The following is a 23,664-nucleotide window of genomic DNA, read 5'->3' as shown; positions in this document are numbered from 1 at the left end:
TTATGGGGCCTCGTGATGGGGCGGGAGAGCAGAATGCGAAACACGATTAATTTTGCCGGATTCGACGCGCTGCCGGTGATTGGGCAGGGCACCTGGTATATGGGCGAAACCGCCTCGCAGCGTGCCGCTGAAATCACGGCATTGCAGGCCGGGCTTGATTGCGGACTGCGGCTTATCGATACCGCTGAAATGTATGCGGACGGCGGCGCTGAAGAGGTGGTCGGCGAGGCGCTGCGCGGACGTCGCGAGCAGGCGCTGCTGGTCTCTAAGGTCTATCCGTGGAACGCGGGTGAAGTGGATGCCATCGACGCCTGCGAGCGCAGTCTGCGTCGCCTGCAGACGGATTACCTCGACCTCTATCTGCTGCACTGGCGAGGCAACATTCCACTGGAAGAGACACTGCGCGCCATGGAACGCCTGCAGCAGCAGGGCAAGATCCGTTACTGGGGCGTCTCGAACTTCGATAATGAGGATATGGCGGAACTGTGGGATGAGCCTGGCGGCAATCAGTGCGCGACGAATCAGGTGCTTTATCATCTCGCTTCACGCGGGATTGAGTCTGACCTGTTGCCAGCCTGTCAACAGCGCGGGATGCCGGTCATGGCCTATTGCCCGCTGGCTCAGGCAGGCCGCTTGCGTGAATCGCTGTTTAGCGATCCATGTCTGACGCAGATTGCACAGCAAAAGGGCATCAGCGTGGCGCAACTCCTGCTGGCCTGGGTCGTTCGGCAGCAGGGGGTGATCGCCATTCCCAAAGCCAGCTCAGTCGCTCACGTTCAGGACAATGCGGCGGCACTGGGGGTGATACTGACGGATGAGGAGCTGGCCAGCATCGATCGTGTCTGGCCAGCACCGCAGCACAGGGTGCCGCTGGATATAGTTTAGCTGCCTGCTTTATCGCTGGCTGCGGCTTTCTTCTTCAGGCGGAAGGTGGTGGCCAGCCGGGCCGGTTTTTCACCCGCACTGCGCAACGGCTTGCTGATACGCGCGGTTTCCACACAGACCATAGTTTTATAGCCTTCATTTGCCATGTCGGCCATGCTGCAGGAGAGCTCAACACCCGGGTTCCAGGTGACAACGTCACTGTGATGGTGATGGTAAACTTCGATCTGGCGCTGACCCTCGGTGTCATTGATGACGGTGCAATCCTGCGGAGCGGTAAAGATGCGGTCAACTCTGCCCGGATAACGCTGTCTGCCGTCGCTGCTGCCCACCTGCCCATCATTGACTTTATCGATGAAGCTGTCGCCCAGCCCGGAGACCTCAACGCCCTGAATATCGCTGACGGTGAAGTAGCTGTGCAGCGCCGCTGTCGCTTCGAAGTCGCCATAGGCTTCCAGCTCGATTTCGCAATGCTGACCCAGACGGAAGCGGGCAATCAGGGTGAAATCATGCGGCCAGAGTTTCAGGGTCTGGGGATTGCTCTCCAGCACCAGCGTCAGCATCACACCCTCTTCATTTTCATCGTGAGCCGTCAGTTTCCACGGCTGGGTGCGGGCAAAGCCGTGCGCTGGTTCACCTGCCGGGCCAAACCACGGCCAGCAGATTGGCACTCCGCCGCGAATCGCCTTACCCGGCGCGAACAGGCTCCTGTCGCTCAGCCAGAGCACCGGTTTTTCACCGCTGGGCTGCCAGGCGATGAGATGCGCGCCCTGCAGCGTAATGGCTGCCCGGACCCTGGGATGGCTCACCACAATCGTCGGCAGGTCGCCAGCCTGACGCTGCGAAAGGTAAGGGGAGATCTGCGTGACCACCGGCAGAGAAAACAGTTTGTCTTGCATGTGCGATTCCTTCCTGTACGGATCAAAAAAAGGGCGACCGAAGTCGCCCTTATTCTCAATGATGTCTGGCTGCCTTATTTAGCAGAAACCAGTGCAATCAGGTCGAGAACTTTGTTTGAGTAGCCAGTTTCGTTGTCGTACCAGGAAACCAGTTTCACAAAGTTGTCGTTCAGCGCGATACCTGCTTTAGCATCAAATACGGAAGTCAGTACTTCGCCGTTGAAGTCGGTGGAAACCACGTCATCTTCAACATAGCCCAGCACGTCTTTCATCTCGCCTTCTGCTGCTGCTTTGATAGCTGCACAGATCTCTTTGTAAGAGGCCGCTTTTTCCAGACGCACGGTCAGGTCAACAACGGAAACGTTAGGAGTAGGAACGCGGAAAGCCATACCGGTCAGCTTGCCGTTCAGCTCTGGCAGGACTTTACCTACTGCTTTCGCTGCGCCGGTTGATGAAGGGATGATGTTCTGCGATGCGCCGCGGCCGCCGCGCCAGTCTTTGTGAGACGGGCCATCAACGGTTTTCTGCGTTGCGGTGGTCGCGTGAACAGTGGTCATCAGACCTTCAACGATACCAAACTTGTCGTTGATTACTTTTGCCAGTGGAGCCAGGCAGTTAGTGGTGCAGGATGCGTTAGAAACGATATCCTGGCCTTCATATTTGTCGAAGTTTGCACCACGAACAAACATTGGGGTGTCATCTTTAGATGGACCGGTCAGAACGACTTTCTTGGCACCTGCGGTGATGTGTTTACGCGCGGTTTCGTCGGTCAGGAAGATACCGGTTGCTTCAGCAACAACGTCAACGCCCACTTCATCCCACTTCAGGTTGGCTGGATCTTTCTCAGCGGTAACACGGATTTTCTTACCGTTCACAACCAGTGCGCCATCCTGAACTTCTACGGTGCCGTCGAAACGACCGTGAGTAGAGTCATACTTCAGCATGTACGCCATGTAATCCGCGTCCAGCAGGTCGTTGATAGCAACGATTTCGATGTCAGAACGTTTCTGAGCAGCACGGAAAACGATGCGACCGATACGGCCAAAACCGTTGATACCTACTTTGATAGTCATATATTCCACCAGCTATTTGTTAGTGAATAAAAGGTTGCCTGTAAAATTACAAAAACCTTACCAGGCGTCAAGCGGAATCGTGTCAATTGTTGCGACAAATCAATTCGCCTGAGAGGAATTATTCGATGCGCAACCGCTTGCGCGCCGCCAATGATATCGCGCTTCGTTGAATCAATCGCCGAATATATAGGGATGCTCCGGAGAAAAGGTGATCGAAGTCACAAATCCGCGTAGCGGACGACGACGTGAAAGGGTGAGCACAAAAAAAGACCCGGGTTATGTTGATCATTTGTTAGAATAATAGTCGAATTTTTCAGAATGGCACTTCCCGGAATCTTAAAATGGCTAAAGACACCGCACCCGAAGCAAAAATTGCGCAGCTGACCGAAATGCAGCGTTACGTGACTCAGCATCGCGGAACGGAACCGCCTTACAGCGGCGCACTGCTGCACAACAAGCAGGAAGGGATCTATCACTGCCTGGTCTGCGAGGCGCCTCTGTTCCTCTCAGAAACCAAATATGATTCAGGCTGTGGCTGGCCGAGCTTTTACCAGCCGGTCAGTGACGATGCGATTCGCTATATCGAAGATAACTCCCACGGCATGCAGCGCGTCGAAATCCGCTGTGGCAGCTGTGATGCGCATCTGGGACATGTTTTCCCGGACGGTCCGCAACCGACCGGCGAGCGCTACTGTGTCAACTCCGCCTCGCTGAATTTCACCGATGAGCAGGGCGTTCAGACCAAAGGGTAAAATAATGAAGGAGCAACTCGAAGCAATGCTTGCGTCGATGACGCCGGAAGTTTACCAGCGGCTGGCCACGGCGGTTGAGATTGGTAAATGGCCGGATGGCGTGGCCCTGACGCAGGAGCAGCGCGACAACTGCCTGCAGCTGGTGATGATGTGGCAGGCCAGGCACAACGATACGCCCCAGCATATGACTATTGGCAAGGGCGGTGAGATGGTCATGAAGTCGAAAAAAGAGCTGAAGGAAGAGTTCGGTATCGACTCCGACGTGACCCGAATCCATCTGCACTGATGGCAAAAAAAAAGCTGGCCTCCTGCCAGCTTTTTTATCAGATCAGAATGGCCCCCTGGGCGGTCATCTGCGCAAAAGCAATCTCGCTGTCTTCCGGATTCAGATTGACGCCACGGCAGCCCTCTTTAACCACCTCAACGTGATACCCCAGTTCCAGCGCATCCAGCACGCTGTACTTCACACAGTAATCGGTCGCCAGACCCAGCATCACCAGATGGGTGATCCCGCGCTCGCGCAGCCAGCTGTCCAGCTCGGTTTTGCGGCGATGGCCATTGTCAAAAAAGGCACTGTAGCTGTCGACATCCTGATCCTGACCTTTATGGAACGTGGCATCAAACAGCGAGCGATCCAGACCCGGATGGAAATCCGCGCCAGCCGATCCCTGAACGCCATGATCGGGCCACCAGATCTGAGCCAGACCGTTTAATTCGCCCAGCGTGTAGACCGGCTCGCCGGAGACGGAGGCAAAGCTGCCGTGGTTGGCCGGATGCCAGTCCTGTAAGGCCAGCACGCACTCACCCTGCTCATGGAACATCCGCGCGTAACGATTCGCCACCTCAACGGTGTGGTCCCCCTCATGGACAGCCATCGGGCCGCCCGGGCAGAAATCGTTCTGAATATCAATAATGATAAGAGCCCGCTTCATTACATGTCGCTCCGTGTCAGTCTTCAGTCAGTTCGCCACGCAGGTTCTGCTGCATCTTCGCGCGAATTTGATCGGCAGAGAGATCCTGACTCAGTAAAAAGTGTAGCTTGGTCAGCGCGGCTTCCACCGTCAGATCAAATCCGCTGATCACCCCGGCATGTTCCAGCGCATTGCCGGTGGCATATCCGCCCATGTTCACTTTGCCAGAGATACACTGGGTCAGGTTGACCACCACGATGCCACGCTCACTGGCCTGCTGAAGTTCCGCCAGAAACTCTTTGTTCTGTGGCGCATTGCCGACGCCATAGGAGCGCAGGATCAGCGCCTTAACGGGCTGGCGCAGGAAGTTACGCACGACATCTGCGGAGATCCCCGGATAGATGGTGACGACACCGATCGGCTGTGGCGTAATGGTATGCACTTTCAGCTCACCCTGGCCGGCCGGGGCGGGCGGCGTATTCAGGCGGCGAATATGAATGCCCGCCTCCAGCAGTGCGGAGAGGTTAGGGGAAGCGAAGGCGTTGAAGCCGTCGGCGTGCGCCTTGGTGGTCCGGTTACCGCGATAGAGCGTGTTGTTGAAGAACAGCGACACTTCGTTGATCGGGTAATTGGCAGCGACATAGAGGGAGTTCAGCAGATTCTGCTGACCGTCTGAGCGCAGCTCCGCCAGGGGGATCTGCGAACCGGTCACGATCACCGGCTTGGCCAGGTTTTCCAGCATAAAAGAGAGCGCAGAAGCGGTAAACGCCATGGTGTCAGTGCCGTGCAGAATCACAAAGCCATCATAGCGATCGTAATTCTGCCGGATATCTTCGGCGATGGACTGCCAGTCCTGCGGCGTCATATCGGAGGAGTCGATCAGCGGCTGATATTCATGAATGGTGAAATCAGGCATCTCGGGGCGATGGAACTCTGGCATGTTTGCCAGCTGCTCCTGCAGATGTCCGGAGACCGGAATATAGCCCTGCGCCGAACGCTGCATACCGATGGTCCCGCCCGTGTAGGCTACGTAGATGTTTTTCTTTTGCATTAGAGAACTCAGACTCGCCATAAAAGGCGCAGTATAAGGGGAATAGCGGGGAAAAGCAGCCCGACCAGCGGCCGGGCTGCAAGGTTTATCGCACTTCGCCGCAGTTCAGGCAGAAGGCGTAACGGTTCTGAGGATCGTTCAGATGATCTGAGAAACCCGGCTGCGCTTTCATCGCGCTCATCACATCCAGCATCGGTGCAGGCAGCCAGGCTTTCAGCGTATCCGGCAGAATAGCCTGTACAGAGGCGTTCATCTGACCCAGCATCATATCCAGGAAGCTCGGGTCATCCTGATACCAGCTCAGCTGTGGCTTACTTACTTTCGCCAGCTCGCCCGCTTTCTTCACGGCATCATCGAAGTCACCCAGCGCATCGACCAGACCGTTGGCTTTGGCATCGCTGCCGGTCCAGACGTGGCCCTGCGCGATCGCATCAATCTGCTCCGGCGTTTTATGACGCGATTTCGCTACCAGGCCGACAAAGTTGCGATAACCATTTTCGATGGTCAGCTGCATCAGCTGCTGAACTTCCGGCGGCAGGGCTTTGGTGGTGGAGATATCCGCCAGCGGCGAGGTCGCCACGCCATCGGTGTGAACACCAATGCTGTCCAGGCTGTTCTCCAGCGTATTGATCACGCCAAAGATACCAATCGAACCGGTCAGCGTGCTGGGGTTTGCCACAATGTAGCTGGCGGGCGTGGAGATCCAGTAACCGCCGGAGGCGGCCATACCGCCCATCGACACCACGATAGGCTTGCCTGCTGCCTGCGCCGCCGCCAGCTCTTCGCGGATGGCTTCCGACGCGGTGACGCTGCCGCCCGGGCTGTTGACGCGCAGAATAATCGCCTTGATCTTAGGATCGAGACGCGCGTCGCGGATCTGTGCCGCCGTGGTGTCGCCACCGACATTGCCCGGCGTCTCTTCGCCATCCATGATGGCACCGCTGGCCATCACCACCGCGATGTTGCCATCCTGCTGCGTGGCGGCCTGTTTCACCGGATAGTCATAGATGCTGACGCTGCGATAATCGTTGCTCTGCTTATCCAGGCCAAAAGTATTGATAAGCGCCTGATCGGCCGACGCACGCGACCCCAGCACATCGACCAGCTTGTTATCCAGCGCATACTGCGCCGTATCCCCATTTACCGCGTTCAGTCCGGCAATGATCGCCGCCGCGCCCGGGAAGAGCTGCTCCGGCGTAATCTGGCGGTTAGCCGCGACCGTATTCAGGTAGTTCTGCCAGAGCTGACCGATCCAGCGGCTGTCGGCATCCCGTGCAGCCGGAGACATATCGTCACGCAGGAAAGGCTCTACCGCCGACTTGTAGGTGCCGACGCGGAAGACGTGCGAGGTGACTTTCAGCTTCTCCAGCAGCGTCTTGTAGTAGAGGCCGTTGGTGGCGAAACCGTGCAGATCGACCGTGCCCTGCGGCGACAGATAGATGCGGGTAGCGTAGCTGGCAAGATAGTACTGCGCCTGGCTGTAGCTGTCGCCCAGGGCATAAATCGGCTTGCCGCTGTCGCGGAATTCACGCAGCGCCTTGCCAACGTATTGCAGCGATGGCTGATCGCCACCGGCAAACTCACGCAGGTCGAGCACCATACCTTTGATATTGCTGTCATCTTTGGCCTGACGGATCGCACCGACCACATCAAACAGCGAATTTTCCTGCAGACGGTCGCTGCTGGCACCCAGCAGCTGACGACCGATTTTACTCAGGCGATTGCTGACCGAGGGTTTATCGACCAGCACACCACTGAGGTCAACCTTCAGCGCGCCCTGCTGAATCGGCGCTGAACTGCCGCCGGAACCGCTGACCTGCAGCCAGATCCCGACACCTATCACAATCAAAAAAATCAGGAAGATATTCAGAATGAATTCCCTGATAAAATTCAGTACCCGCCAGCTCCAGCGGAACAGACCTGCAATTATTCGCCACAATGTGCGCATCCGACTCTCCATATTCATGTAGCAGGAAGTGGCCGCCGCGCGGCCCGGACTTCCCCGACGAGCTCATCCTAAAGAGCAGCGTGTTAAAAGTCAGCAGGAAATCACTGCGTACTGTTACAAAAAATCTGCCTGTGCCAGGATAATGGCAACATTACAGAGATCGTGAGAGAAACATGGACGCACTGGAGTTACTGGTCAACCGACGTTCGGCTTCACGCCTGACGGAACCGGCCCCGGCGGGCGACGCACTGGAGAATATCCTGCGGGCAGGCATGCGCGCCCCGGACCACGGCACGCTGCAACCCTGGCGTTTTATTATTGTCGAGGGCGAAGGACGCGATCGGATGAGCCAGCTGCTGGAGCAGGCCGCACGCGATCAACAGCTGGATGAGAAGGGGATTAACAAGGCGAGTCAGTCGCCGTTCCGCGCGCCCATGATAATCACGGTCGTGGCCCATTGCGAAGCGCACCACAAAGTGCCGCGCTGGGAACAGATTGCCTCTGCCAGTTGTGCCGTTATGGCCATGCAGATGGCGGCGGTCGCTCAGGGCTTTAACGGTATCTGGCGCAGCGGTATCTGGACCGAGGATGAGCGGGTACGACAGGGGTTCGGTTGCCGCGAACAGGATGCCATTGTCGGCTTCCTCTATCTCGGGACCCCGCAACTGAAATCCAGCACCACGGTTCTTCCGCCCGACACCGCGCCGTTCGTTCGTTACTTCTGACCTGCCCGCAGCAAACGGCAGGGACGATGTCTGCCCCTGCCGTTTGCACGGTTCCTGTGCGAACGATCGCTAAGGCCGTGCGTCATGCTTACACCCGCGTCCCTGCCAGGCTAACATAGCGCCAGGATTCAAACCGACAGTGGATAACCGGTTATCGCTGAGTAACCCCTGATGTTAAGGATTACCTGATTCAATGCGTTTGTTTATTGCGGAAAAACCGAGCCTTGGGCGTGCTATTGCAGATGTGCTGCCAAAACCGCATCGACGCGGTGAGGGCTTTATTGCCTGCGGTAACGATCAGATTGTCACCTGGTGTGTGGGGCATCTTCTGGAGCAGGCGCAACCTGACAGTTATGACAGCCGTTATGCGCGCTGGTCGCTGGCCGATCTGCCGATCATCCCGGAGAAATGGCGGCTACAGCCGCGCCCTTCAGTGGTAAAACAGCTGAAAGTGGTCGAAGGATTACTGGCGCAGGCCACGGAAGTGGTACATGCCGGTGACCCGGATCGGGAAGGGCAGTTGCTGGTGGATGAGGTGCTCGACTACCTGAATCTGTCGGCTGAAAAGCGCAGCAAGGTGCAGCGCTGTCTGATCAACGATCTCAACCCGCAGGCGGTGGACAGGGCCGTTAACCGGCTGCGTGAAAACCGCGAGTTCATACCGCTCTGCGTCTCTGCGCTGGCGCGAGCCCGAGCAGACTGGCTCTACGGCATCAATATGACCCGCGCCTGGACATTGCTGGGCCGTAATGCGGGCTATGACGGGGTGCTGTCGGTGGGACGTGTTCAGACGCCAGTGCTGGGACTGGTGGTGCGGCGCGATGAAGAGATCGAGAACTTCGTGCCAAAAGATTACTTTGAAGTGAAAGCGCATATCGTGACGCCGGAGGGTGTCCGGTTTGTCGCCAGCTGGATCCCCAGCGAAGCCTGTGAACCCTGGCAGGATGAAGAGGGTCGTCTGCTGAAACGGGCGCTGGCCGACCATGTGGTGGCGCGCATTACCGGCCAGCCTGCGATCGTCTCTGCCTACAGCGATAAGCGGGAAAATGAGGTGGCGCCGCTGCCATTCTCGCTGTCCAGCCTGCAGATTGAGGCGGCAAAACGCTACGGACTGAGCGCGCAGACGGTGCTGGATACCTGTCAGCGCCTGTATGAAACCCACAAACTGATCACCTATCCGCGTTCGGACAGCCGCTATCTGCCGGAAGAGCATTTTGCCGGCCGTCATGCGGTGTTAAAAGCGATACAGTCGCACCAGTCTGCCCTGACACCGCCAGCCGATTTCGATGCCGATCGCCGGAACCGCTGCTGGGATGATAAAAAGGTGGATGCCCACCACGCCATTATTCCGACCGCCCGATCCGGCGCGGTGAAGCTCACCGAAAACGAACAGCACATCTATGAGCTGGTGGCGCGGCAGTATCTGATGCAGTTCTGCCCGGATGCGGTGTTCCGCAAATGTGTCATCGATCTTGATATCGCGGGCGGAAAATTCGTGGCGAAAGCGCGTTTTCTGGCGGAGGCGGGCTGGCGCGCGCTGCTGGGCAACAAAGAGCGGGATGAGGAGAACGATGGGATGCCGCTGCCGGTGGTGGCCAAAGGGGATGAGCTCCTGTGCGAGCGGGGTGAAGTAGTGGCGAAGCAGACTCAGCCGCCGCGGCCGTTTACCGACGCCACCATTCTCTCTGCGATGACCGGCATCGCGCGTTTCGTTCAGGATAAAGAATTAAAGAAAGTGCTGCGTGCGACCGATGGTTTAGGAACGGAAGCCACACGCGCGGGGATCATCGAACTCCTGTTTCGTCGTAGCTTCCTGGTGAAAAAGGGGCGTTATATCCACTCAACTGAGGCCGGACGCGCCCTGATTCACTCCCTGCCCGATCTGGCAGCGCGTCCCGATATGACGGCGCAGTGGGAATCGACCCTGACGCGCATCAGTGAAAAGGCGTGCCGCTATGATGATTTTATGCAGCCGCTGGTTCAGACCCTGACCGGCCTGATTCAGCAGGCGCGACAGCAGCCTGCGGCGCATGCATTTCGGGGATTACCGTCCACCGGACAGAAACGTCCGGTGCGCAAAACCAGGCGTAAAGTAAAGGAGACGGAATGAGGCGTTATTCAGGTTTAGTGGTCGTGGCCCTGTCGCTGGCGAGCGGGCTGGCGCAGGCTAACGGCCGTTATCAGTCGATGCCACCAGGTAATAATGGGACGAACACGGATGTGGTGGTGGATCTGCCGCCGGAAGCCTGGACGCAGGCAGAGCGTCGTCAGCCGGACTGTCTGCGCTGCTGCATCTTCGAAAACCGTAACTATACAGAAGGCGCGGTGGTGAAATCGGAAGGCGTGTTGCTGCAGTGTGCCCGTGATGAGCAATCGCTGGGTACCAACAATCTGATCTGGAAGATTGTGAAATAATCATCGCGTGGCGTTCGGCCACGCGACCGTTACTTAAAAGCGGAAAGTTGACCAGACAGGCGCGTGGTCAGACGGCTTCTCCATGCGCCGGATCTCATAGTCGATGCCGCTCTCCACGCAGTGCGCGGCCAGGTTTTTGCTGGCCAGCAGCAGGTCGATGCGCAGTCCGCGGTTGTCATCGAAGCCTTTAGACCGGTAGTCGAACCAGGAGAAGCGATCGGCGACCGCCGGATTCTGCTCACGCCACGTATCCACCAGACCCCAGCCCAGCAAACGGTCCATCCACTCACGCTCTTCCGGCAGGAAAGAGCACTTGCCGGTGCGCAGCCAGCGCTTGCGGCTCTCCTCACCGATACCGATATCCAGGTCGGTGCTGCTGATATTCATATCCCCCATAATCAGCACCGGCTTATCGGCAGGCAGATCCTCGGTCAGCAGACGCTGCAGATCGCGGTAGAACTTCTCTTTGGCAGGGAACTTGGTGGGGTGGTCGCGACTTTCACCCTGCGGGAAGTAGCCGTTGATGACCGTGATATCGCCTATCGGGCTGGGAAGTTCAGCGGTGATCAGGCGGCGCTGGGCCTCCTCGTCATCACCCGGGAAGCCACGGCTGACAGAGACTGGCTGCGCTTTGGTCAGCAACGCGACGCCGTAGTGGCCCTTCTGCCCGTGATAGAAGACGTGATAGCCGAGCTTTGATACCTCTTCCAGCGGGAACATGTCGTCATGGACTTTGGTTTCCTGCAGACCGATAACATCGGGCTGATGCTGTTCGACGAGCGCCTGAAGCTGATGCGGACGGGCACGCAAGCCGTTGATGTTAAATGAAACAAATTTCATGAGTTCGACCATTGTTCAGCAAGTGATGGGCGAAGATGGTAGCGATTTTTGCTGAAAAAGTCATGGCGGAACAGGCGGAGAATTACAGCAGAAAGGAAAGGGCAGGGATAACGGAAGCCGGATCGAAGATTCTCATCCCTCTCCCCCGCAGAACAGGAGAATAAGATGTCGGTATGCGAAAAGGGTGCACTATATGAGATGGTGGTGGGAGAAGGATTCGAACCTTCGAAGTCTGTGACGGCAGATTTACAGTCTGCTCCCTTTGGCCGCTCGGGAATCCCACCTGGGATATGGCTGGCTTACGCGAATGCAGATTCAGATGGTGGTGGGAGAAGGATTCGAACCTTCGAAGTCTGTGACGGCAGATTTACAGTCTGCTCCCTTTGGCCGCTCGGGAATCCCACCATGGCCTGAATCGTTATTGCGTAAAGCGGGGCGCATCATACCAAATGCGATAAGGGTGTAAAGCGCCCACTGACAAAACAGTAACTGTTTGCCCACTTTTTACGCGTAGCGCTGAATCTGCCGTCAATTCAGTGCGCTGGCTGATTAAAGAATGATCGTCCGGTTACCGTAAACAAACACACGCTGCCCCAGTACTTTGTACAGCGCATTGCTCAGGACGTTCTTCTCGACGTCACGACCGGCTCGCATCATCTCATCCGCGGTATAGCTGTGATCGACGTTGATCACATCCTGCATGATGATCGGGCCTTCATCGAGATTGTCATTCACATAGTGCGCAGTCGCCCCGATGATCTTCACCCCACGCTCATACGCCTGGTGATAAGGACGGGCGCCGATAAAGGCGGGCAGGAACGAGTGGTGAATGTTGATGATCTGGTTCGGGTAACGCTGCACGAAGGCGGGTGTCAGGACGCGCATATATTTCGCCAGCACGACATAATCGGGCTGATAGCGGTCAATCTCTTCTGCCATGCGATTGTCATGCTCTTCGCGCGTTAACCCTTCATGGCTCACCAGTACGAACGGAATATCAAAACGCTCGACCAGTGAACGCAGGGTATCGTGGTTGCCCACCACCGCGGCAATTTCCATGTCCAGACCGCCAAACGCGCTCTTCATCAGCAGGTCGCCCAGGCAGTGCGCCTCTTTGGTGACCAGAATGACGACGCGACGACGGCCGGCACTGTGCAGTTCACGTACCGAGCCCTGCGGCAGGGCGCTGTCGAGATCGGCAAGCAGTGTGTTGTCGTTAAAAATCCCTTCCAGCTCGGTGCGCATGAAAAAACGCCCGGTGCGATGATCAACAAACTCATTGTTCTGCACGATATTCAGCTCGTGCTTGTAACAGATATTGGTGATTTTGGCGATCAGACCTTTTGCATCGGGACAAATGGTTCGTAAAACTTTTCTTTGCATGGTTTGCGCTTGCATCTCAATCAGAGTCCTGTCAAAGCATTAGGGGTGAAACCGTTGGGAAGCCGTCAGCTTAGCCACAACATTTTTTGTATTTTTTGCCACTGCCGCAGGGGCAGGGGTCGTTACGGCCTGTTGAGGGCGCGGTACCGTCAACATAGTACCAGCGTTGATCCTCGCGAAGAAAGCGTGAACACTCATGAATGGCATGAATGTTCGTTTTCTCGCGATAACGCGCAAAAAAGGTCACAGAGGCTTCGTTCTCGTGGCGTCCATGATTACAACAGGTTACATTCAGGCTAAGCCATTCGGTGCCCGGAAAACTTTCAGATAAAAGCCCGGACAGGCCCGGATGGCGTTTGTTAGGGTGCCAGGTTGCAACCAGATAGTCCGCATTATGCTCAACATAGGCGCAATAGCGGGATCGCATAAGTTGTTCAGCGGTAACAGGAATCTGTTTACCCTGCAGAAAGGGCTCGCAACATACGCTATACTGCTCCCCGCTACAGCATGGGCAGATTTTTGACACATTATCTCCAGAGAATGATGAGTCGATTTCAGAAGCGCGCTATGTTAGCGGACCCCACGTTGTGACGCTACGTATTGACGGCAGGACCAGGTACAAATGAGAAAGGTAAAAATTGGATTGGCTCTGGGGTCAGGAGCCGCCAAAGGATGGGCACATATTGGCGTGATTAATGCGCTGGAGCGTGCAGGTATTGAGATCGACGTCGTCGCCGGCTGCTCTGTGGGCGCGCTGGTGGGATCTGCCTATGTCAATCATCGCCTGCCGCTGATGGAAAAATGGGTCAGTGCATTCCGCTACTGGGATGTGATTCGCCTGATGGATGTCTCCTGGCAGCGTGGCGGCCTGTTACGCGGGGAACGGGTGTTTAATCATGTCCGTCAGCTTATCCCGAATGATGCTATCGAAGCGTGCCACAAACCCTTTGGCGTGGTGGCAACCAACCTCAGCACCGGCCGTGAACTCTGGCTGACAGAGGGGGGTCTGCATCAGGCCGTTCGGGCTTCCTGCAGTATGCCAGGTTTATTACCGCCCGTGGGCTACAATGGGTATTGGCTGGTGGATGGTGCCGTCGTCAATCCGGTGCCGATTTCACTGACCCGGGCCCTGGGGGCAGACATTGTGATCGCCGTGGACTTACAGCATGACGCGCATCTCATGCAGCAGGATCTCTTTTCCGTCACGCCTCAGAATAGTGAAGAAGAAGCGGCCGCAGCGGCCTTAAGCTGGGGCGGAAAGCTCCGACAGCGGCTGGTGAATTTCACCCAGCGTCGGGCTTCGCAGTCACCCGGCGCGATGGAGATCATGTCGACCTCTATCCAGGTGCTGGAGAATCGTCTGAAAAGAAATCGGATGGCAGGCGATCCACCCGACGTATTGATCCAGCCGGTCTGCCCGCAGATTTCAACGCTGGACTTTCATCGGGCTGAAGAAGCGATTGAGGCAGGCAGGGCCGCCGTAGAGAAGAAAATGGATGAACTATTACCACTGGTCCGTGGCAGATAATCAGGTTGTTCATTCAAAGCGGTGACTTTGGGCAATTCTGAAAGGCGCAACTGCGTTTTATGAACCACTATTGAAATATCTGGTACGCAGGGGGAAAGAATGGAAAAACCACTACTCGGCAAAAAGATACTCATTGTCGAAGATGAGGCTGTTTTCCGTTCGTTGCTGGACCAATTTTTGTTATCGATGGGTGCTGTGACGTTACAAGCGGAAGATGGTCTGGAAGCAATTGCACAACTACAACAGCATACTGTCGACCTGATTATCTGCGATCTGGAGATGCCCCGCATGAGTGGGATCCAGTTCGTTGAGCATATTCGTACCCGCGGCAACGTGGTACCGATTCTGATCGTCTCGGCCACCGAGAACATGTCTGATATCGCCCATGTGCTGCGTCTTGGGGTGCAGGATGTGCTGCTTAAACCATTAAAGAATTTTGAACGCTTCCGTGAAGCGGTCTACGAGTGCCTCTATCCCTCAATGTTCACCTCCAAAGTGGAAGAGGATGAGCAGCTATTCCAGGACTGGGATGCGCTGGTTCGCGACCCACAGGCCGCCGCTAAACTGCTTAAGCAGCTGCAGCCGCCGGTGCAGCAGACCATTGCCAACTGCCGGGTGAACTACCGTCAGTTAACGATGGCGGAGCAGCCCGGCCTGGTGCTCGACATCGCGGCGCTCTCCGACAAGGATCTGGCCTTTTACTGCCTCGACGTGACGCGCGCCGGGGACAATGGCGTACTGGCGGCCCTGCTGCTGCGTGCGCTGTTCAACGGCCTGCTCCAGGAGCAGCTCAGCGGACAAAAACAGCGGTTGCCGGAGCTGAATGGTCTGCTCAGACAGGTCAATCTGCTGCTGCGTCAGGCGAACCTGAGCGGCCAGTTCCCCTTGCTGGTGGGCTATTACCATCGCGGTCTCAAAAACCTGATCCTGGTGTCGGCCGGATTAAACGCCACCCTTCATGTTCAGGCTCATCAGATTCAGCTCAGTAATGGTGTCCCGCTTGGCACTATGGGCAGTACCCATCTTAACCAGATCAGTCAGCGCGCCGAGAACTGGCAATGTCACGTCTGGGGCGCCGGAGGACGTATCCGGCTGATGCTTTCCACGGAAGAATAGAGGTTGATTACAGTAAGATTCTGGCGCTGATCGCAGGGCCAGAGTTTAGCTTTACAGTTGGGTAATAGTCTTAATTTCGACGGTTTCATGCCTTCCAGGATAAATCCGTTCGATACTAACTGATATACTCATTTTCGATTTTAACCGACATATCAAGTATTAACTTGAACGGCCTATGAGAGAGGTATCTTAATGTCTGCCAATAATACCAAAGTAAAAAAAGCGGTAATCCCGGTAGCGGGTTTGGGTACGCGTATGCTGCCTGCGACCAAAGCGATTCCAAAAGAGATGTTACCGCTGGTTGATAAGCCGTTAATTCAGTATGTCGTTAACGAATGTATTGCTGCGGGCATCAATGAAATTGTGCTGGTAACGCACTCCTCAAAAAATGCCATCGAAAACCACTTTGATACCAGCTTCGAACTGGAATCAATGCTGGAAAAACGCGTTAAGCGTCAGCTGCTGGATGAAATCCAGTCCATCTGCCCGCCACACGTCACCATCATGCAGGTTCGTCAGGGCATCGCAAAAGGCCTGGGCCACGCTGTTATGTGTGCACACCCGCTGATCGGTAATGAGCCATTCGCGGTTATCCTGCCAGACGTCATCATCGACGAATATGAATCTAACCCAACCAAAGATAACCTGGCAGAGATGCTGAGCCGTTATGAAGAGTCTGGCCGCAGCCAGATCATGGTTGAGCCGGTTGCCGATGTCACCGCGTACGGTGTAGTCGATTGCCAGGGTGCAGAACTGAACCCAGGCGACAGCGCGCCAATGGTCGGTGTGGTTGAGAAGCCTAAAGCGGCAGAAGCGCCATCAAACCTGGCCGTTGTAGGTCGTTACGTGCTCTCTTCTGATATCTGGCCACTGCTGGCGAAGACGCCTCCAGGTGCAGGCGGCGAAGTTCAGCTGACTGACTCTATTGCCATGCTGATGGAAAAAGAGACTGTTGAAGCTTATCACCTGAAAGGCGTCAGCCATGACTGTGGTAACAAACTGGGCTACATGCAGGCTTTCGTTGAGTACGGTGTTCGTCATCCGGTATTGGGCAAAGATTTCTCTGAATGGCTCGATAGCGCAGTTGGCAACAAAAAGTAATTCATAAACACAGGATAACTCGATGAAAGTCACTGTATTTGGTATCGGCTATGTCGGTCTGGTTCAGGCTGCGGTGTTAGCCGAAGTCGGACATGACGTTCTCTGCATTGATGTCGACGCGAATAAAGTCGAAAATCTGAAGAAAGGCATCATTCCTATTTTCGAACCAGGTTTAACGCCGCTGGTAATGTCAAATTACGAAGCCGGTCGTCTGAAGTTCAGCACTGATGCTGAACTGGGCGTAAACCATGGTGTTATGCAGTTTATTGCAGTGGGTACACCACCGGACGAAGACGGCTCTGCCGATCTGAAATATGTGACCGCCGTAGCGCGCACTATTGCGCAGCATATGAACGATCACAAAGTGGTTATCGACAAATCAACCGTTCCGGTTGGCACAGCAGATAAAGTTCGTGCAGTAATGACGGAAACGCTGAAAGCGCGTGACGCCAACATCACCTTTGATGTGGTCTCTAACCCGGAATTCCTGAAAGAGGGTGCGGCAGTCAACGACTGTATGCGTCCTGAGCGTATCGTTGTCGGCACCGACAACGACGAAGTGATTGAACTGTTACGCGAGCTTTATGAGCCGTTTAACCGCAACCACGATCGCATGATTATGATGGACATTCGCAGTGCAGAGCTGACCAAATATGCGGCCAACTGTATGCTGGCCACCAAAATCAGCTTCATGAACGAGATGTCTAACCTGGCTGAACGTTTAGGCGCAGATATTGAGAAAGTCCGTCAGGGTATCGGTTCAGATCCCCGCATCGGCTATCACTTTATCTACCCTGGCTGTGGCTACGGCGGCTCCTGCTTCCCGAAAGATGTGCAGGCGCTGATCCGTACCGCTGAGTCCATCGGCTATCAGCCACGCCTGCTGCAGGCGGTGGAAGATGTGAATGACAGCCAGAAAACCAAGTTGCCAACCTTTATCAAGCGTCACTTTGGTGACGACCTGAAAGGTAAGACGTTTGCACTCTGGGGCCTTTCATTCAAGCCGAATACCGACGATATGCGTGAAGCCTCCAGCCGCGTGCTGATGGAAACGCTGTGGGAAGCAGGCGCCTCTGTGCAGGCGTTTGACCCTGAAGCGATGGATGAAGCGCAGCGCATCTATGGTCACCGCAGCGATCTTAAGCTGATGGGCACCAAAGAAGCTGCACTGCAGGGCGCTGACGCGCTGGTCATCTGTACGGAGTGGCAGAACTTCCGTGCACCTGACTTCGACATCATTAAAAATGCGCTGAAAGAAGCCGTGATTTTTGATGGTCGTAACCTGTATGATCCAGAGCGTATCAGCAAACGCGGTTTCGTTTATTATGCAATCGGCCGCGGAGCGTCTATTCAACCTGCATAATTAACGAGGGATTTATGAACTTTCTGGTCACCGGCGCCGCAGGTTTTATTGGTTTTCATGTCAGCCAACGTCTGCTGGCTGCCGGTCACCAGGTTGTCGGTATCGACAACCTGAATGATTATTACGACGTAAATCTCAAACATGCCCGTCTCAATTTAATTAACACCGACCCAGGTTTTACTTTTATTGAGATGGACCTGGCGGACCGTGACGCAATGGCGTCACTGTTCGACCAGCACGCCTTCCAGCGCGTAATCCATCTTGGTGCTCAGGCCGGCGTCCGCTATTCCATCGAAAATCCGCATGCTTATGCCGATGCCAACCTCATTGGTCACCTCAATATTCTTGAGGGATGCCGTCATCATAAAATTGAACATCTGCTCTACGCGTCATCCAGTTCCGTTTATGGACTGAACCGTAAAATGCCGTTCTCGACTGAAGATAGCGTGGACCACCCGGTCTCTTTGTATGCGGCGACCAAAAAAGCCAACGAGCTGATGTCGCATACCTATTCGCATCTTTATCAGTTACCGACGACCGGATTGCGCTTCTTTACCGTTTACGGCCCCTGGGGTCGCCCGGATATGGCGCTGTTCAAATTTACCCGTGCCATGATTGCGGGTGAGGCGATTGATGTGTATAACCAGGGGCAGATGAAACGCGACTTTACCTATATCGACGATATTGCAGAAGCGATTGTCCGTCTGCAGGCTGTTATTCCTCAGCAGGATGATAACTGGACCGTTGAAACCGGTTCACCTGCTACCAGTTCCGCGCCTTATCGCGTCTATAATATTGGTAATAGCCAGCCTGTCACGCTGATGAACTATATCGAGGCGCTGGAAAAAGCACTCGGTATTACGGCGAAGAAAAATCTGATGCCTATGCAACCCGGCGATGTGCTTGAAACCAGTGCGGATACCGAGGCGCTGTTTAAGGCAATCGGTTTTAAACCCAGGACGGGCGTTGAAGAGGGCGTTAAAAACTTCGTGGAGTGGTATCGGGATTTTTATCGCGTCTGATGAAAAAGAAAAAGGAAGCTCTGGCTTCCTTTTTTAATGGCTATCGGGTCACGAAGGTTTCAGACCGCAAAACCGGGTGCGATTACAGTAAAAAATCGTCCAGCTTTTTACACTGTTCTTCCAGCGCTTTTTTAATCGCGGCTGGTGTCCGTCCCTGGCCGGTCCAGGTTCTGGATTCGCCTTTTTCATCGGTGTAGCCATATTTAGCCGGGCGCACTGAGCGTTTACCTTTTGCCGTTGTCCGTGCAGAGGGAGCCTGCGAGCCAATCAGTTCGTTCGGGTCAATACCATCGGCCAGCAGCATTTCACGATACTGATTAAGTTTACGCGTGCGTTCTTCATTTTCAGCCTGAAAATGTGACTCTTCTTCACGGCGCTCTTTTACCACCACATCCAGTTTTTCCAGCATCTCTTCCAGTGTCTCCACGGAATACTCTCTGGCCTGGGCGCGCAGCGTACGGATATTATTAAGAACTTTTAGTGCTTCGCTCATTGTCCTGGTCTCTGAATAAGGAAAAAGTTGTGTTGCCCGCTAATAGTAGTGGTGACATTAAATAAACTCAATCATAAAAAAATAAAAGCACTAATTAGCCAGGCGGTAAAAAATAATCACGGCTGAAAAAAAAGGTGTCAGGAAGAATTTAAAAAATAGTTTCATACGGGTGGATGTGAAAAAAATTTAATGTATTTCGGACCGTAGTAAAAATGTCATCTCTGTTATTACGGTTAAAGAAATTAAATTCAGTCGCACCGGTCGCACCCGGAATCCGCCGGATGAACCGGTTGCCAGCCTCGGGCCGCTCCGCCGTTACGCTTCAGAGGGGCATCAGCGACAATGTAATGCCGGCACTTTGTGTTAATATGCGCGCCATTCCGTTCAGTCCTGATGAAGATACGTTTCTATGGCTCAACTCTATTTTTATTACTCTGCCATGAATGCAGGGAAGTCGACCGCACTGCTGCAATCCTCCTACAACTATCAGGAGCGCGGGATGCGTTCACTGGTCTACACCGCTGAAATTGATAACCGCTTTGGTGCCGGGCAGGTGAGCTCCCGCATCGGTCTTTCGTCGCCAGCTTCTCTCTATAATGCAGAGACGTCGCTCTTCAGCGAGATCGCTGCCGAGCACGCCGCCAGTCCGGTTCACTGCGTTCTGGTTGATGAGAGTCAGTTTCTGACCCGCGAGCAGGTTAAAGCGCTCTCTGATGTTGTCGATGACCTGGATATTCCCGTGCTCTGCTATGGTCTGAGAACCGATTTCCGCGGTGAACTCTTTGTTGGCAGTCAGTATCTGCTGGCATGGGCAGACAAGCTGGTTGAGCTGAAAACGATCTGTCACTGTGGCCGTAAGGCCAGCATGGTGCTGCGTCTGGACAGCGAAGGAAAACCGTTCAGCGAAGGTGAACAGGTGGTGATTGGGGGGAACGAGCGTTATATCTCCGTCTGCCGCAAGCACTACAAACAGGCGATAGAGCAGGGGTCGCTGCAGGCGATTCACGGCGCGCAGACGCCGCTGCCCGATCCTCATTGCTGAGACAGAAAAAAACCCGCCGTGGCGGGTTTTTTTTATCAGCCTGTTAAAGCGGGACTATCAGACTTTTTTCGCTTTTTTCTCGCTCTTCATCTCTTTTACCGGCTCAGCAGCCACCGCCTCAGCGACGCCTGAGAACGGCTCGACAAATTCACGACCGTAGAAGGTGTCGAGCATGATCTGTTTCAGCTCAGCAATCAGCGGATAGCGTGGGTTCGCGCCGGTACACTGATCGTCAAACGCATCGTCGGCCAGTTTATCGACTTTCGCCAGGAAGTCCGCTTCCTGCACACCGGCTTCCCGGATAGAGGCGGGGATACCAAGTTTGGTTTTGATCTCATCCAGCCATGCCAGCAGCTTCTCAATTTTCTGTGCGGTGCGGTCGCCAGGTGCGCTCAGACCTAAGTGGTCTGCCACTTCGGCGTAGCGACGACGAGCCTGAGGACGGTCATACTGGCTGAAAGCCGTCTGTTTGGTCGGATTGTCATTTGCGTTGTAGCGGATGACGTTCGAGATTAACAGCGCGTTCGCCAGGCCGTGTGGGATATGGAACTCTGAACCCAGTTTATGAGCCATGGAGTGACAGACCCCGAGGAAGGCGTTAGCAAAGGCGATACCGGCAATGGTCGCGGCGTTATGAACGCGCTCCCGCGCAACCGGGTTTTTCGCCCCTTCGGCATAGCTGGCCGGCAGATTCTCTTTCAGCAGCTTCAGTGCCTGCAGCGCCTGTCCGTCAGAGTACTCATTCGCCAGTACAGAAACGTAGGCTTCCAGCGCATGGGTCACAGCATCCAGACCGCCGAACGCGCAGAGTGAGCGCGGCATATCCATGACCAGGTTGGCATCGACAATCGCCATATCCGGCGTCAGCGCATAGTCCGCCAGAGGATATTTCTGACCGGTGGCATCATCGGTCACCACGGCAAATGGCGTGACTTCTGACCCGGTACCGGAAGTGGTTGTGATGGCGACCATGCGCGCTTTCACGCCCATTTTCGGGAACTTGTAGATACGTTTACGGATATCCATGAAACGTAACGCCAGCTCTTCGAAGTGGGTTTCAGGATGCTCGTACATCACCCACATAATTTTGGCAGCATCCATCGGGGAACCGCCACCCAGCGCGATGATAACGTCCGGTTTGAAGCTGTTCATCTGTTCCGCCCCTTTGCGCACGATGCTCAGCGTCGGGTCCGCTTCAACTTCGAAGAAGACTTCCGTTTCAAGGCCGTGCGATTTCAGTACGCGGGTCACCTGGTCAGCATAGCCGTTGTTGAACAGGAAGCGGTCGGTGACGATAAAGGCTCGTTTTGCACCATCTGTTGCCACCTCTTCCAGCGCAATCGGCAGTGAACCGCGACGGAAATAGATGGATTTAGGAAGTTTATGCCACAACATATTCTCAGCTCGCTTGGCGACAGTTTTGGTGTTGATCAGGTGTTTCGGCCCGACGTTCTCAGAAATCGAGTTACCGCCCCATGAACCACAGCCCAGCGTCAGAGAAGGTGCCAGTTTAAAGTTGTAGAGATCACCGATACCCCCCTGCGAAGCCGGTGTGTTGATCAGAATACGCGCCGTTTTCATTCTGTCGCCAAAGTAGTGCACGCGCTCGGTCTGGTTATCCTGATCGGTGTAGAGACAGGAGGTGTGGCCGATACCGCCCATGGCGACCAGCTTCTCGGCTTTGTCGACGGCATCCTGGAAATCCTTCGCCCGATACATCGCCAGCGTTGGCGAGAGTTTTTCGTGAGCGAACGGTTCTGACTCGTCCACCCGTTTTACCTCACCGATCAGGATCCTGGTGCCGGCAGGCACACGGAGGCCAGCCATTTCGGCAATTTTTACCGCAGGCTGACCGACGATGGCCGCGTTCAGTCCGCCATTTTTCAGGATGATATCCTGCACTGCCTGGAGTTCGGCACCCTGCAGCAGGTAGCCGCCGTGACTGGCAAAGCGTTCACGCACCGCGTCGTAGACGGAATCCACCACAATTACCGACTGTTCAGAGGCGCAGATCACCCCGTTGTCGAAGGTCTTTGACATCAGTATAGAGGCGACAGCGCGCTTCAGGTCGGCGGTTTCATCAATCACGACCGGCGTATTACCGGCACCGACACCAATCGCGGGTTTACCGGAGCTGTAGGCTGCTTTCACCATGCCTGGTCCGCCGGTGGCGAGAATCAGATTGATATCAGGGTGATGCATCAGCTGGTTGGAAAGCTCCACGGAAGGGGCGTCGATCCAGCCGATAATGTCTTTTGGCGCACCGGCTGCAATCGCCGCCTGCAGAACGACATCTGCGGCTTTGTTAGTGGCATCTTTGGCGCGTGGGTGTGGCGAGAAGATAATCCCGTTGCGGGTTTTAAGGCTGATCAGGGCTTTAAAGATGGCGGTTGAGGTCGGGTTAGTGGTCGGGACGATGCCACAAATCAGGCCGATCGGCTCGGCGATGGTGATGGTGCCGAAGGTATCGTCAGTGGCTAACACACCACAGGTCTTCTCATCTTTATAGGCGTTGTAGATATACTCAGAGGCAAAATGGTTTTTAATGACTTTATCTTCGACGATACCCATACCGGATTCGGCAACGGCCATCTTGGCGAGGGGAATGCGGGCATCGGCGGCGGCGAGGGCGGCGGCACGAAAAATGGCGTCGACCTGCTGTTGAGAAAAGTTGGCATATTCACGCTGGGCTTTTTTTACACGTTCAACCAGTGCATTAAGTTCCGCGATATTGGTTACGGCCATGGTGTTCTCCTGAAGGAAGTTAAACTTTTTTAGTAAACAATCCTGCGTCCCTGAGTATAGTCACGCTGCTTTAATGCGTCTGATAGCGGCGGAACGGCTGGATTTTCAACTGTTTACTGAATAAGTCTTTTCTGGCGGCCGTGAGAGTTTACTTCGCTGCCGCTAATGCTTCCGTTGCGAAAAGATTACCTGGTTCGGGGTAGGGCGATTTTGATTCAGATCAATTTAAACGCAAGCTGACACCATTCAGCTGCGGGTTCAGCGCCCGGGTTTCTCAAACTTATCGTATCCAAAGCACCGGGGCCCGGCAGCGCCTATCGCCAGCCATTATTTAATCACTGGCGTAAAGCGCTAAATGTGCCACAGTTCAACAGC

Annotated in this window: 22 protein-coding genes and 2 tRNA genes; 12 read left to right on the top strand and 12 right to left on the bottom strand. The window is 55.0% G+C overall.

The features are described 5' to 3' along the window. Positions 1–33: 33 nt before the first annotated feature. Complete coding sequence (locus tag ACR6AS_RS06495) at positions 34–885, top strand: aldo/keto reductase (RefSeq protein ID WP_418802820.1); 852 nt, start codon at positions 34–36, stop codon at positions 883–885. Here ACR6AS_RS06495 and ACR6AS_RS06490 read toward each other — a convergent pair. Next, positions 882–1,781, bottom strand: a complete 900-nt coding sequence (locus tag ACR6AS_RS06490; protein ID WP_111141835.1) for a D-hexose-6-phosphate mutarotase — start codon at positions 1,779–1,781, stop codon at positions 882–884. The two genes, ACR6AS_RS06495 and ACR6AS_RS06490, sit on opposite strands and share 4 nt — an antisense overlap. Before the next feature lie 74 nt (positions 1,782–1,855). After that, on the bottom strand, positions 1,856–2,854 hold the full coding sequence (gene gapA, locus ACR6AS_RS06485) for a glyceraldehyde-3-phosphate dehydrogenase (RefSeq protein ID WP_111141837.1): 999 nt from the start codon (positions 2,852–2,854) through the stop codon (positions 1,856–1,858). Between the two features lie 341 nt (positions 2,855–3,195). On the opposite strand from gapA, the gene msrB reads away from it, so the two are divergent. Both msrB and ACR6AS_RS06475 read left to right on the top strand, forming a co-directional pair. Continuing rightward, positions 3,196–3,606 (top strand): peptide-methionine (R)-S-oxide reductase MsrB, encoded by a 411-nt coding sequence (msrB, locus tag ACR6AS_RS06480; protein WP_288361828.1) that lies wholly within the window; start codon positions 3,196–3,198, stop codon positions 3,604–3,606. Positions 3,607–3,610: 4 nt separating this feature from the next. Beyond that, positions 3,611–3,892, top strand: coding sequence for a YeaC family protein (locus tag ACR6AS_RS06475; RefSeq protein WP_111142079.1), 282 nt, complete (start codon positions 3,611–3,613; stop codon positions 3,890–3,892). A 37-nt stretch (positions 3,893–3,929) separates the two neighbouring features. Here the strand turns inward: ACR6AS_RS06475 and pncA are convergent, their stop codons facing one another. From pncA to sppA, 3 genes are all read right to left on the bottom strand, one after another. Then, positions 3,930–4,538, bottom strand: a complete 609-nt coding sequence (gene pncA / locus ACR6AS_RS06470; RefSeq protein ID WP_111142078.1) for a bifunctional nicotinamidase/pyrazinamidase — start codon at positions 4,536–4,538, stop codon at positions 3,930–3,932. A 16-nt stretch (positions 4,539–4,554) separates the two neighbouring features. Then, a complete protein-coding gene (ansA, locus tag ACR6AS_RS06465; RefSeq protein WP_111142077.1) occupies positions 4,555–5,568 on the bottom strand; it encodes an asparaginase in 1,014 nt (337 codons plus the stop codon). Between the two features lie 85 nt (positions 5,569–5,653). Beyond that, positions 5,654–7,516 (bottom strand): signal peptide peptidase SppA, encoded by a 1,863-nt coding sequence (gene sppA / locus ACR6AS_RS06460; protein ID WP_434161522.1) that lies wholly within the window; start codon positions 7,514–7,516, stop codon positions 5,654–5,656. A 173-nt stretch (positions 7,517–7,689) separates the two neighbouring features. Between sppA and ACR6AS_RS06455 the strand changes: the two genes are divergently transcribed. The 3 genes from ACR6AS_RS06455 to ACR6AS_RS06445 all read left to right on the top strand — a co-directional run bounded on the left by ACR6AS_RS06455 (position 7,690) and on the right by ACR6AS_RS06445 (position 10,656). After that, positions 7,690–8,241, top strand: coding sequence for an NAD(P)H nitroreductase (locus ACR6AS_RS06455; protein ID WP_111142075.1), 552 nt, complete (start codon positions 7,690–7,692; stop codon positions 8,239–8,241). Positions 8,242–8,434: 193 nt separating this feature from the next. Next, complete coding sequence (locus tag ACR6AS_RS06450; protein ID WP_434161520.1) at positions 8,435–10,351, top strand: DNA topoisomerase III; 1,917 nt, start codon at positions 8,435–8,437, stop codon at positions 10,349–10,351. Further along, positions 10,348–10,656, top strand: coding sequence for a YnjH family protein (locus ACR6AS_RS06445; RefSeq protein WP_418797939.1), 309 nt, complete (start codon positions 10,348–10,350; stop codon positions 10,654–10,656). The genes ACR6AS_RS06450 and ACR6AS_RS06445 overlap by 4 nt, the downstream gene beginning before the upstream one ends. 33 nt (positions 10,657–10,689) lie before the next feature. On the opposite strand, the gene xthA is transcribed toward ACR6AS_RS06445, so the two are convergent. The 5 genes from xthA to ACR6AS_RS06420 form a co-directional block, all read right to left on the bottom strand. Then, positions 10,690–11,496 (bottom strand): exodeoxyribonuclease III, encoded by an 807-nt coding sequence (gene xthA / locus ACR6AS_RS06440; RefSeq protein WP_111142072.1) that lies wholly within the window; start codon positions 11,494–11,496, stop codon positions 10,690–10,692. Between the two features lie 199 nt (positions 11,497–11,695). Then, a tRNA-Tyr gene (locus ACR6AS_RS06435) sits at positions 11,696–11,780 on the bottom strand. 36 nt (positions 11,781–11,816) lie between these two features. Beyond that, positions 11,817–11,901, bottom strand: a tRNA-Tyr gene (locus ACR6AS_RS06430). A 144-nt stretch (positions 11,902–12,045) separates the two neighbouring features. Continuing rightward, positions 12,046–12,894, bottom strand: a complete 849-nt coding sequence (purU, locus tag ACR6AS_RS06425) for a formyltetrahydrofolate deformylase (protein WP_111140030.1) — start codon at positions 12,892–12,894, stop codon at positions 12,046–12,048. Positions 12,895–12,949: 55 nt separating this feature from the next. Then, a complete protein-coding gene (locus ACR6AS_RS06420; protein WP_434161517.1) occupies positions 12,950–13,405 on the bottom strand; it encodes a YchJ family protein in 456 nt (151 codons plus the stop codon). 96 nt (positions 13,406–13,501) lie between these two features. On the opposite strand from ACR6AS_RS06420, the gene rssA reads away from it, so the two are divergent. From rssA to ACR6AS_RS06395, 5 genes are all read left to right on the top strand, one after another. Further along, on the top strand, positions 13,502–14,407 hold the full coding sequence (rssA, locus tag ACR6AS_RS06415; protein WP_111140032.1) for a patatin-like phospholipase RssA: 906 nt from the start codon (positions 13,502–13,504) through the stop codon (positions 14,405–14,407). A 99-nt stretch (positions 14,408–14,506) separates the two neighbouring features. Then, positions 14,507–15,523 carry a two-component system response regulator RssB gene (gene rssB, locus ACR6AS_RS06410; protein ID WP_434161515.1) on the top strand — a complete coding sequence of 339 codons (1,017 nt, stop codon included), beginning with the start codon at positions 14,507–14,509 and terminating at the stop codon, positions 15,521–15,523. A gap of 192 nt (positions 15,524–15,715) precedes the next feature. Further along, the gene (gene galU, locus ACR6AS_RS06405; RefSeq protein WP_111140034.1) at positions 15,716–16,624 is read left to right on the top strand and encodes a UTP--glucose-1-phosphate uridylyltransferase GalU; all 909 of its coding nucleotides are present in this window, start codon (positions 15,716–15,718) and stop codon (positions 16,622–16,624) included. Positions 16,625–16,646: 22 nt separating this feature from the next. Then, positions 16,647–17,987, top strand: coding sequence for a UDP-glucose dehydrogenase family protein (locus tag ACR6AS_RS06400; RefSeq protein ID WP_111140035.1), 1,341 nt, complete (start codon positions 16,647–16,649; stop codon positions 17,985–17,987). A 14-nt stretch (positions 17,988–18,001) separates the two neighbouring features. Further along, positions 18,002–19,009 (top strand): NAD-dependent epimerase, encoded by a 1,008-nt coding sequence (locus ACR6AS_RS06395; RefSeq protein ID WP_293771064.1) that lies wholly within the window; start codon positions 18,002–18,004, stop codon positions 19,007–19,009. An 82-nt stretch (positions 19,010–19,091) separates the two neighbouring features. Here the strand turns inward: ACR6AS_RS06395 and hns are convergent, their stop codons facing one another. Continuing rightward, positions 19,092–19,502 carry a histone-like nucleoid-structuring protein H-NS gene (hns, locus tag ACR6AS_RS06390; RefSeq protein WP_434161513.1) on the bottom strand — a complete coding sequence of 137 codons (411 nt, stop codon included), beginning with the start codon at positions 19,500–19,502 and terminating at the stop codon, positions 19,092–19,094. Between the two features lie 409 nt (positions 19,503–19,911). Here hns and tdk point away from each other — a divergent pair, with 409 nt between their 5' ends. Further along, positions 19,912–20,544 carry a thymidine kinase gene (tdk, locus tag ACR6AS_RS06385; protein ID WP_111140038.1) on the top strand — a complete coding sequence of 211 codons (633 nt, stop codon included), beginning with the start codon at positions 19,912–19,914 and terminating at the stop codon, positions 20,542–20,544. A gap of 57 nt (positions 20,545–20,601) precedes the next feature. Here tdk and adhE read toward each other — a convergent pair whose 3' ends face one another. After that, positions 20,602–23,289 (bottom strand): bifunctional acetaldehyde-CoA/alcohol dehydrogenase, encoded by a 2,688-nt coding sequence (adhE, locus tag ACR6AS_RS06380; RefSeq protein ID WP_293771061.1) that lies wholly within the window; start codon positions 23,287–23,289, stop codon positions 20,602–20,604. Positions 23,290–23,664: the final 375 nt, after the last annotated feature.

This window comes from Pantoea phosphatilytica (assembly GCF_051025615.1).
Classification (GTDB): domain Bacteria; phylum Pseudomonadota; class Gammaproteobacteria; order Enterobacterales; family Enterobacteriaceae; genus Pantoea.
The sequence above is the reverse complement of the archived record's forward strand: the minus strand, read 5'-3'. Positions and strand labels throughout refer to the sequence as shown.

Bases quoted from the DNA above. Each gene is read 5' to 3' on its own strand.
- ACR6AS_RS06445 (WP_418797939.1), top strand. From the start codon at position 10,348: ATGAGGCGTTATTCAGGTTTAGTGGTCGTGGCCCTGTCGCTGGCGAGC.
- rssA (WP_111140032.1), top strand. From the start codon at position 13,502: ATGAGAAAGGTAAAAATTGGATTGGCTCTGGGGTCAGGAGCCGCCAAA.
- hns (WP_434161513.1), bottom strand. From the start codon at position 19,502: ATGAGCGAAGCACTAAAAGTTCTTAATAATATCCGTACGCTGCGCGCC.
- xthA (WP_111142072.1), bottom strand. From the start codon at position 11,496: ATGAAATTTGTTTCATTTAACATCAACGGCTTGCGTGCCCGTCCGCAT.
- ACR6AS_RS06475 (WP_111142079.1), top strand. From the start codon at position 3,611: ATGAAGGAGCAACTCGAAGCAATGCTTGCGTCGATGACGCCGGAAGTT.
- gapA (WP_111141837.1), bottom strand. From the start codon at position 2,854: ATGACTATCAAAGTAGGTATCAACGGTTTTGGCCGTATCGGTCGCATC.
- rssB (WP_434161515.1), top strand. From the start codon at position 14,507: ATGGAAAAACCACTACTCGGCAAAAAGATACTCATTGTCGAAGATGAG.
- adhE (WP_293771061.1), bottom strand. From the start codon at position 23,289: ATGGCCGTAACCAATATCGCGGAACTTAATGCACTGGTTGAACGTGTA.
- sppA (WP_434161522.1), bottom strand. From the start codon at position 7,516: ATGCGCACATTGTGGCGAATAATTGCAGGTCTGTTCCGCTGGAGCTGG.
- msrB (WP_288361828.1), top strand. From the start codon at position 3,196: ATGGCTAAAGACACCGCACCCGAAGCAAAAATTGCGCAGCTGACCGAA.
- ACR6AS_RS06490 (WP_111141835.1), bottom strand. From the start codon at position 1,781: ATGCAAGACAAACTGTTTTCTCTGCCGGTGGTCACGCAGATCTCCCCT.
- ACR6AS_RS06395 (WP_293771064.1), top strand. From the start codon at position 18,002: ATGAACTTTCTGGTCACCGGCGCCGCAGGTTTTATTGGTTTTCATGTC.
- ACR6AS_RS06495 (WP_418802820.1), top strand. From the start codon at position 34: ATGCGAAACACGATTAATTTTGCCGGATTCGACGCGCTGCCGGTGATT.
- ACR6AS_RS06450 (WP_434161520.1), top strand. From the start codon at position 8,435: ATGCGTTTGTTTATTGCGGAAAAACCGAGCCTTGGGCGTGCTATTGCA.
- ACR6AS_RS06400 (WP_111140035.1), top strand. From the start codon at position 16,647: ATGAAAGTCACTGTATTTGGTATCGGCTATGTCGGTCTGGTTCAGGCT.
- tdk (WP_111140038.1), top strand. From the start codon at position 19,912: ATGGCTCAACTCTATTTTTATTACTCTGCCATGAATGCAGGGAAGTCG.
- ACR6AS_RS06455 (WP_111142075.1), top strand. From the start codon at position 7,690: ATGGACGCACTGGAGTTACTGGTCAACCGACGTTCGGCTTCACGCCTG.
- purU (WP_111140030.1), bottom strand. From the start codon at position 12,894: ATGCAAGCGCAAACCATGCAAAGAAAAGTTTTACGAACCATTTGTCCC.
- ansA (WP_111142077.1), bottom strand. From the start codon at position 5,568: ATGCAAAAGAAAAACATCTACGTAGCCTACACGGGCGGGACCATCGGT.
- pncA (WP_111142078.1), bottom strand. From the start codon at position 4,538: ATGAAGCGGGCTCTTATCATTATTGATATTCAGAACGATTTCTGCCCG.
- galU (WP_111140034.1), top strand. From the start codon at position 15,716: ATGTCTGCCAATAATACCAAAGTAAAAAAAGCGGTAATCCCGGTAGCG.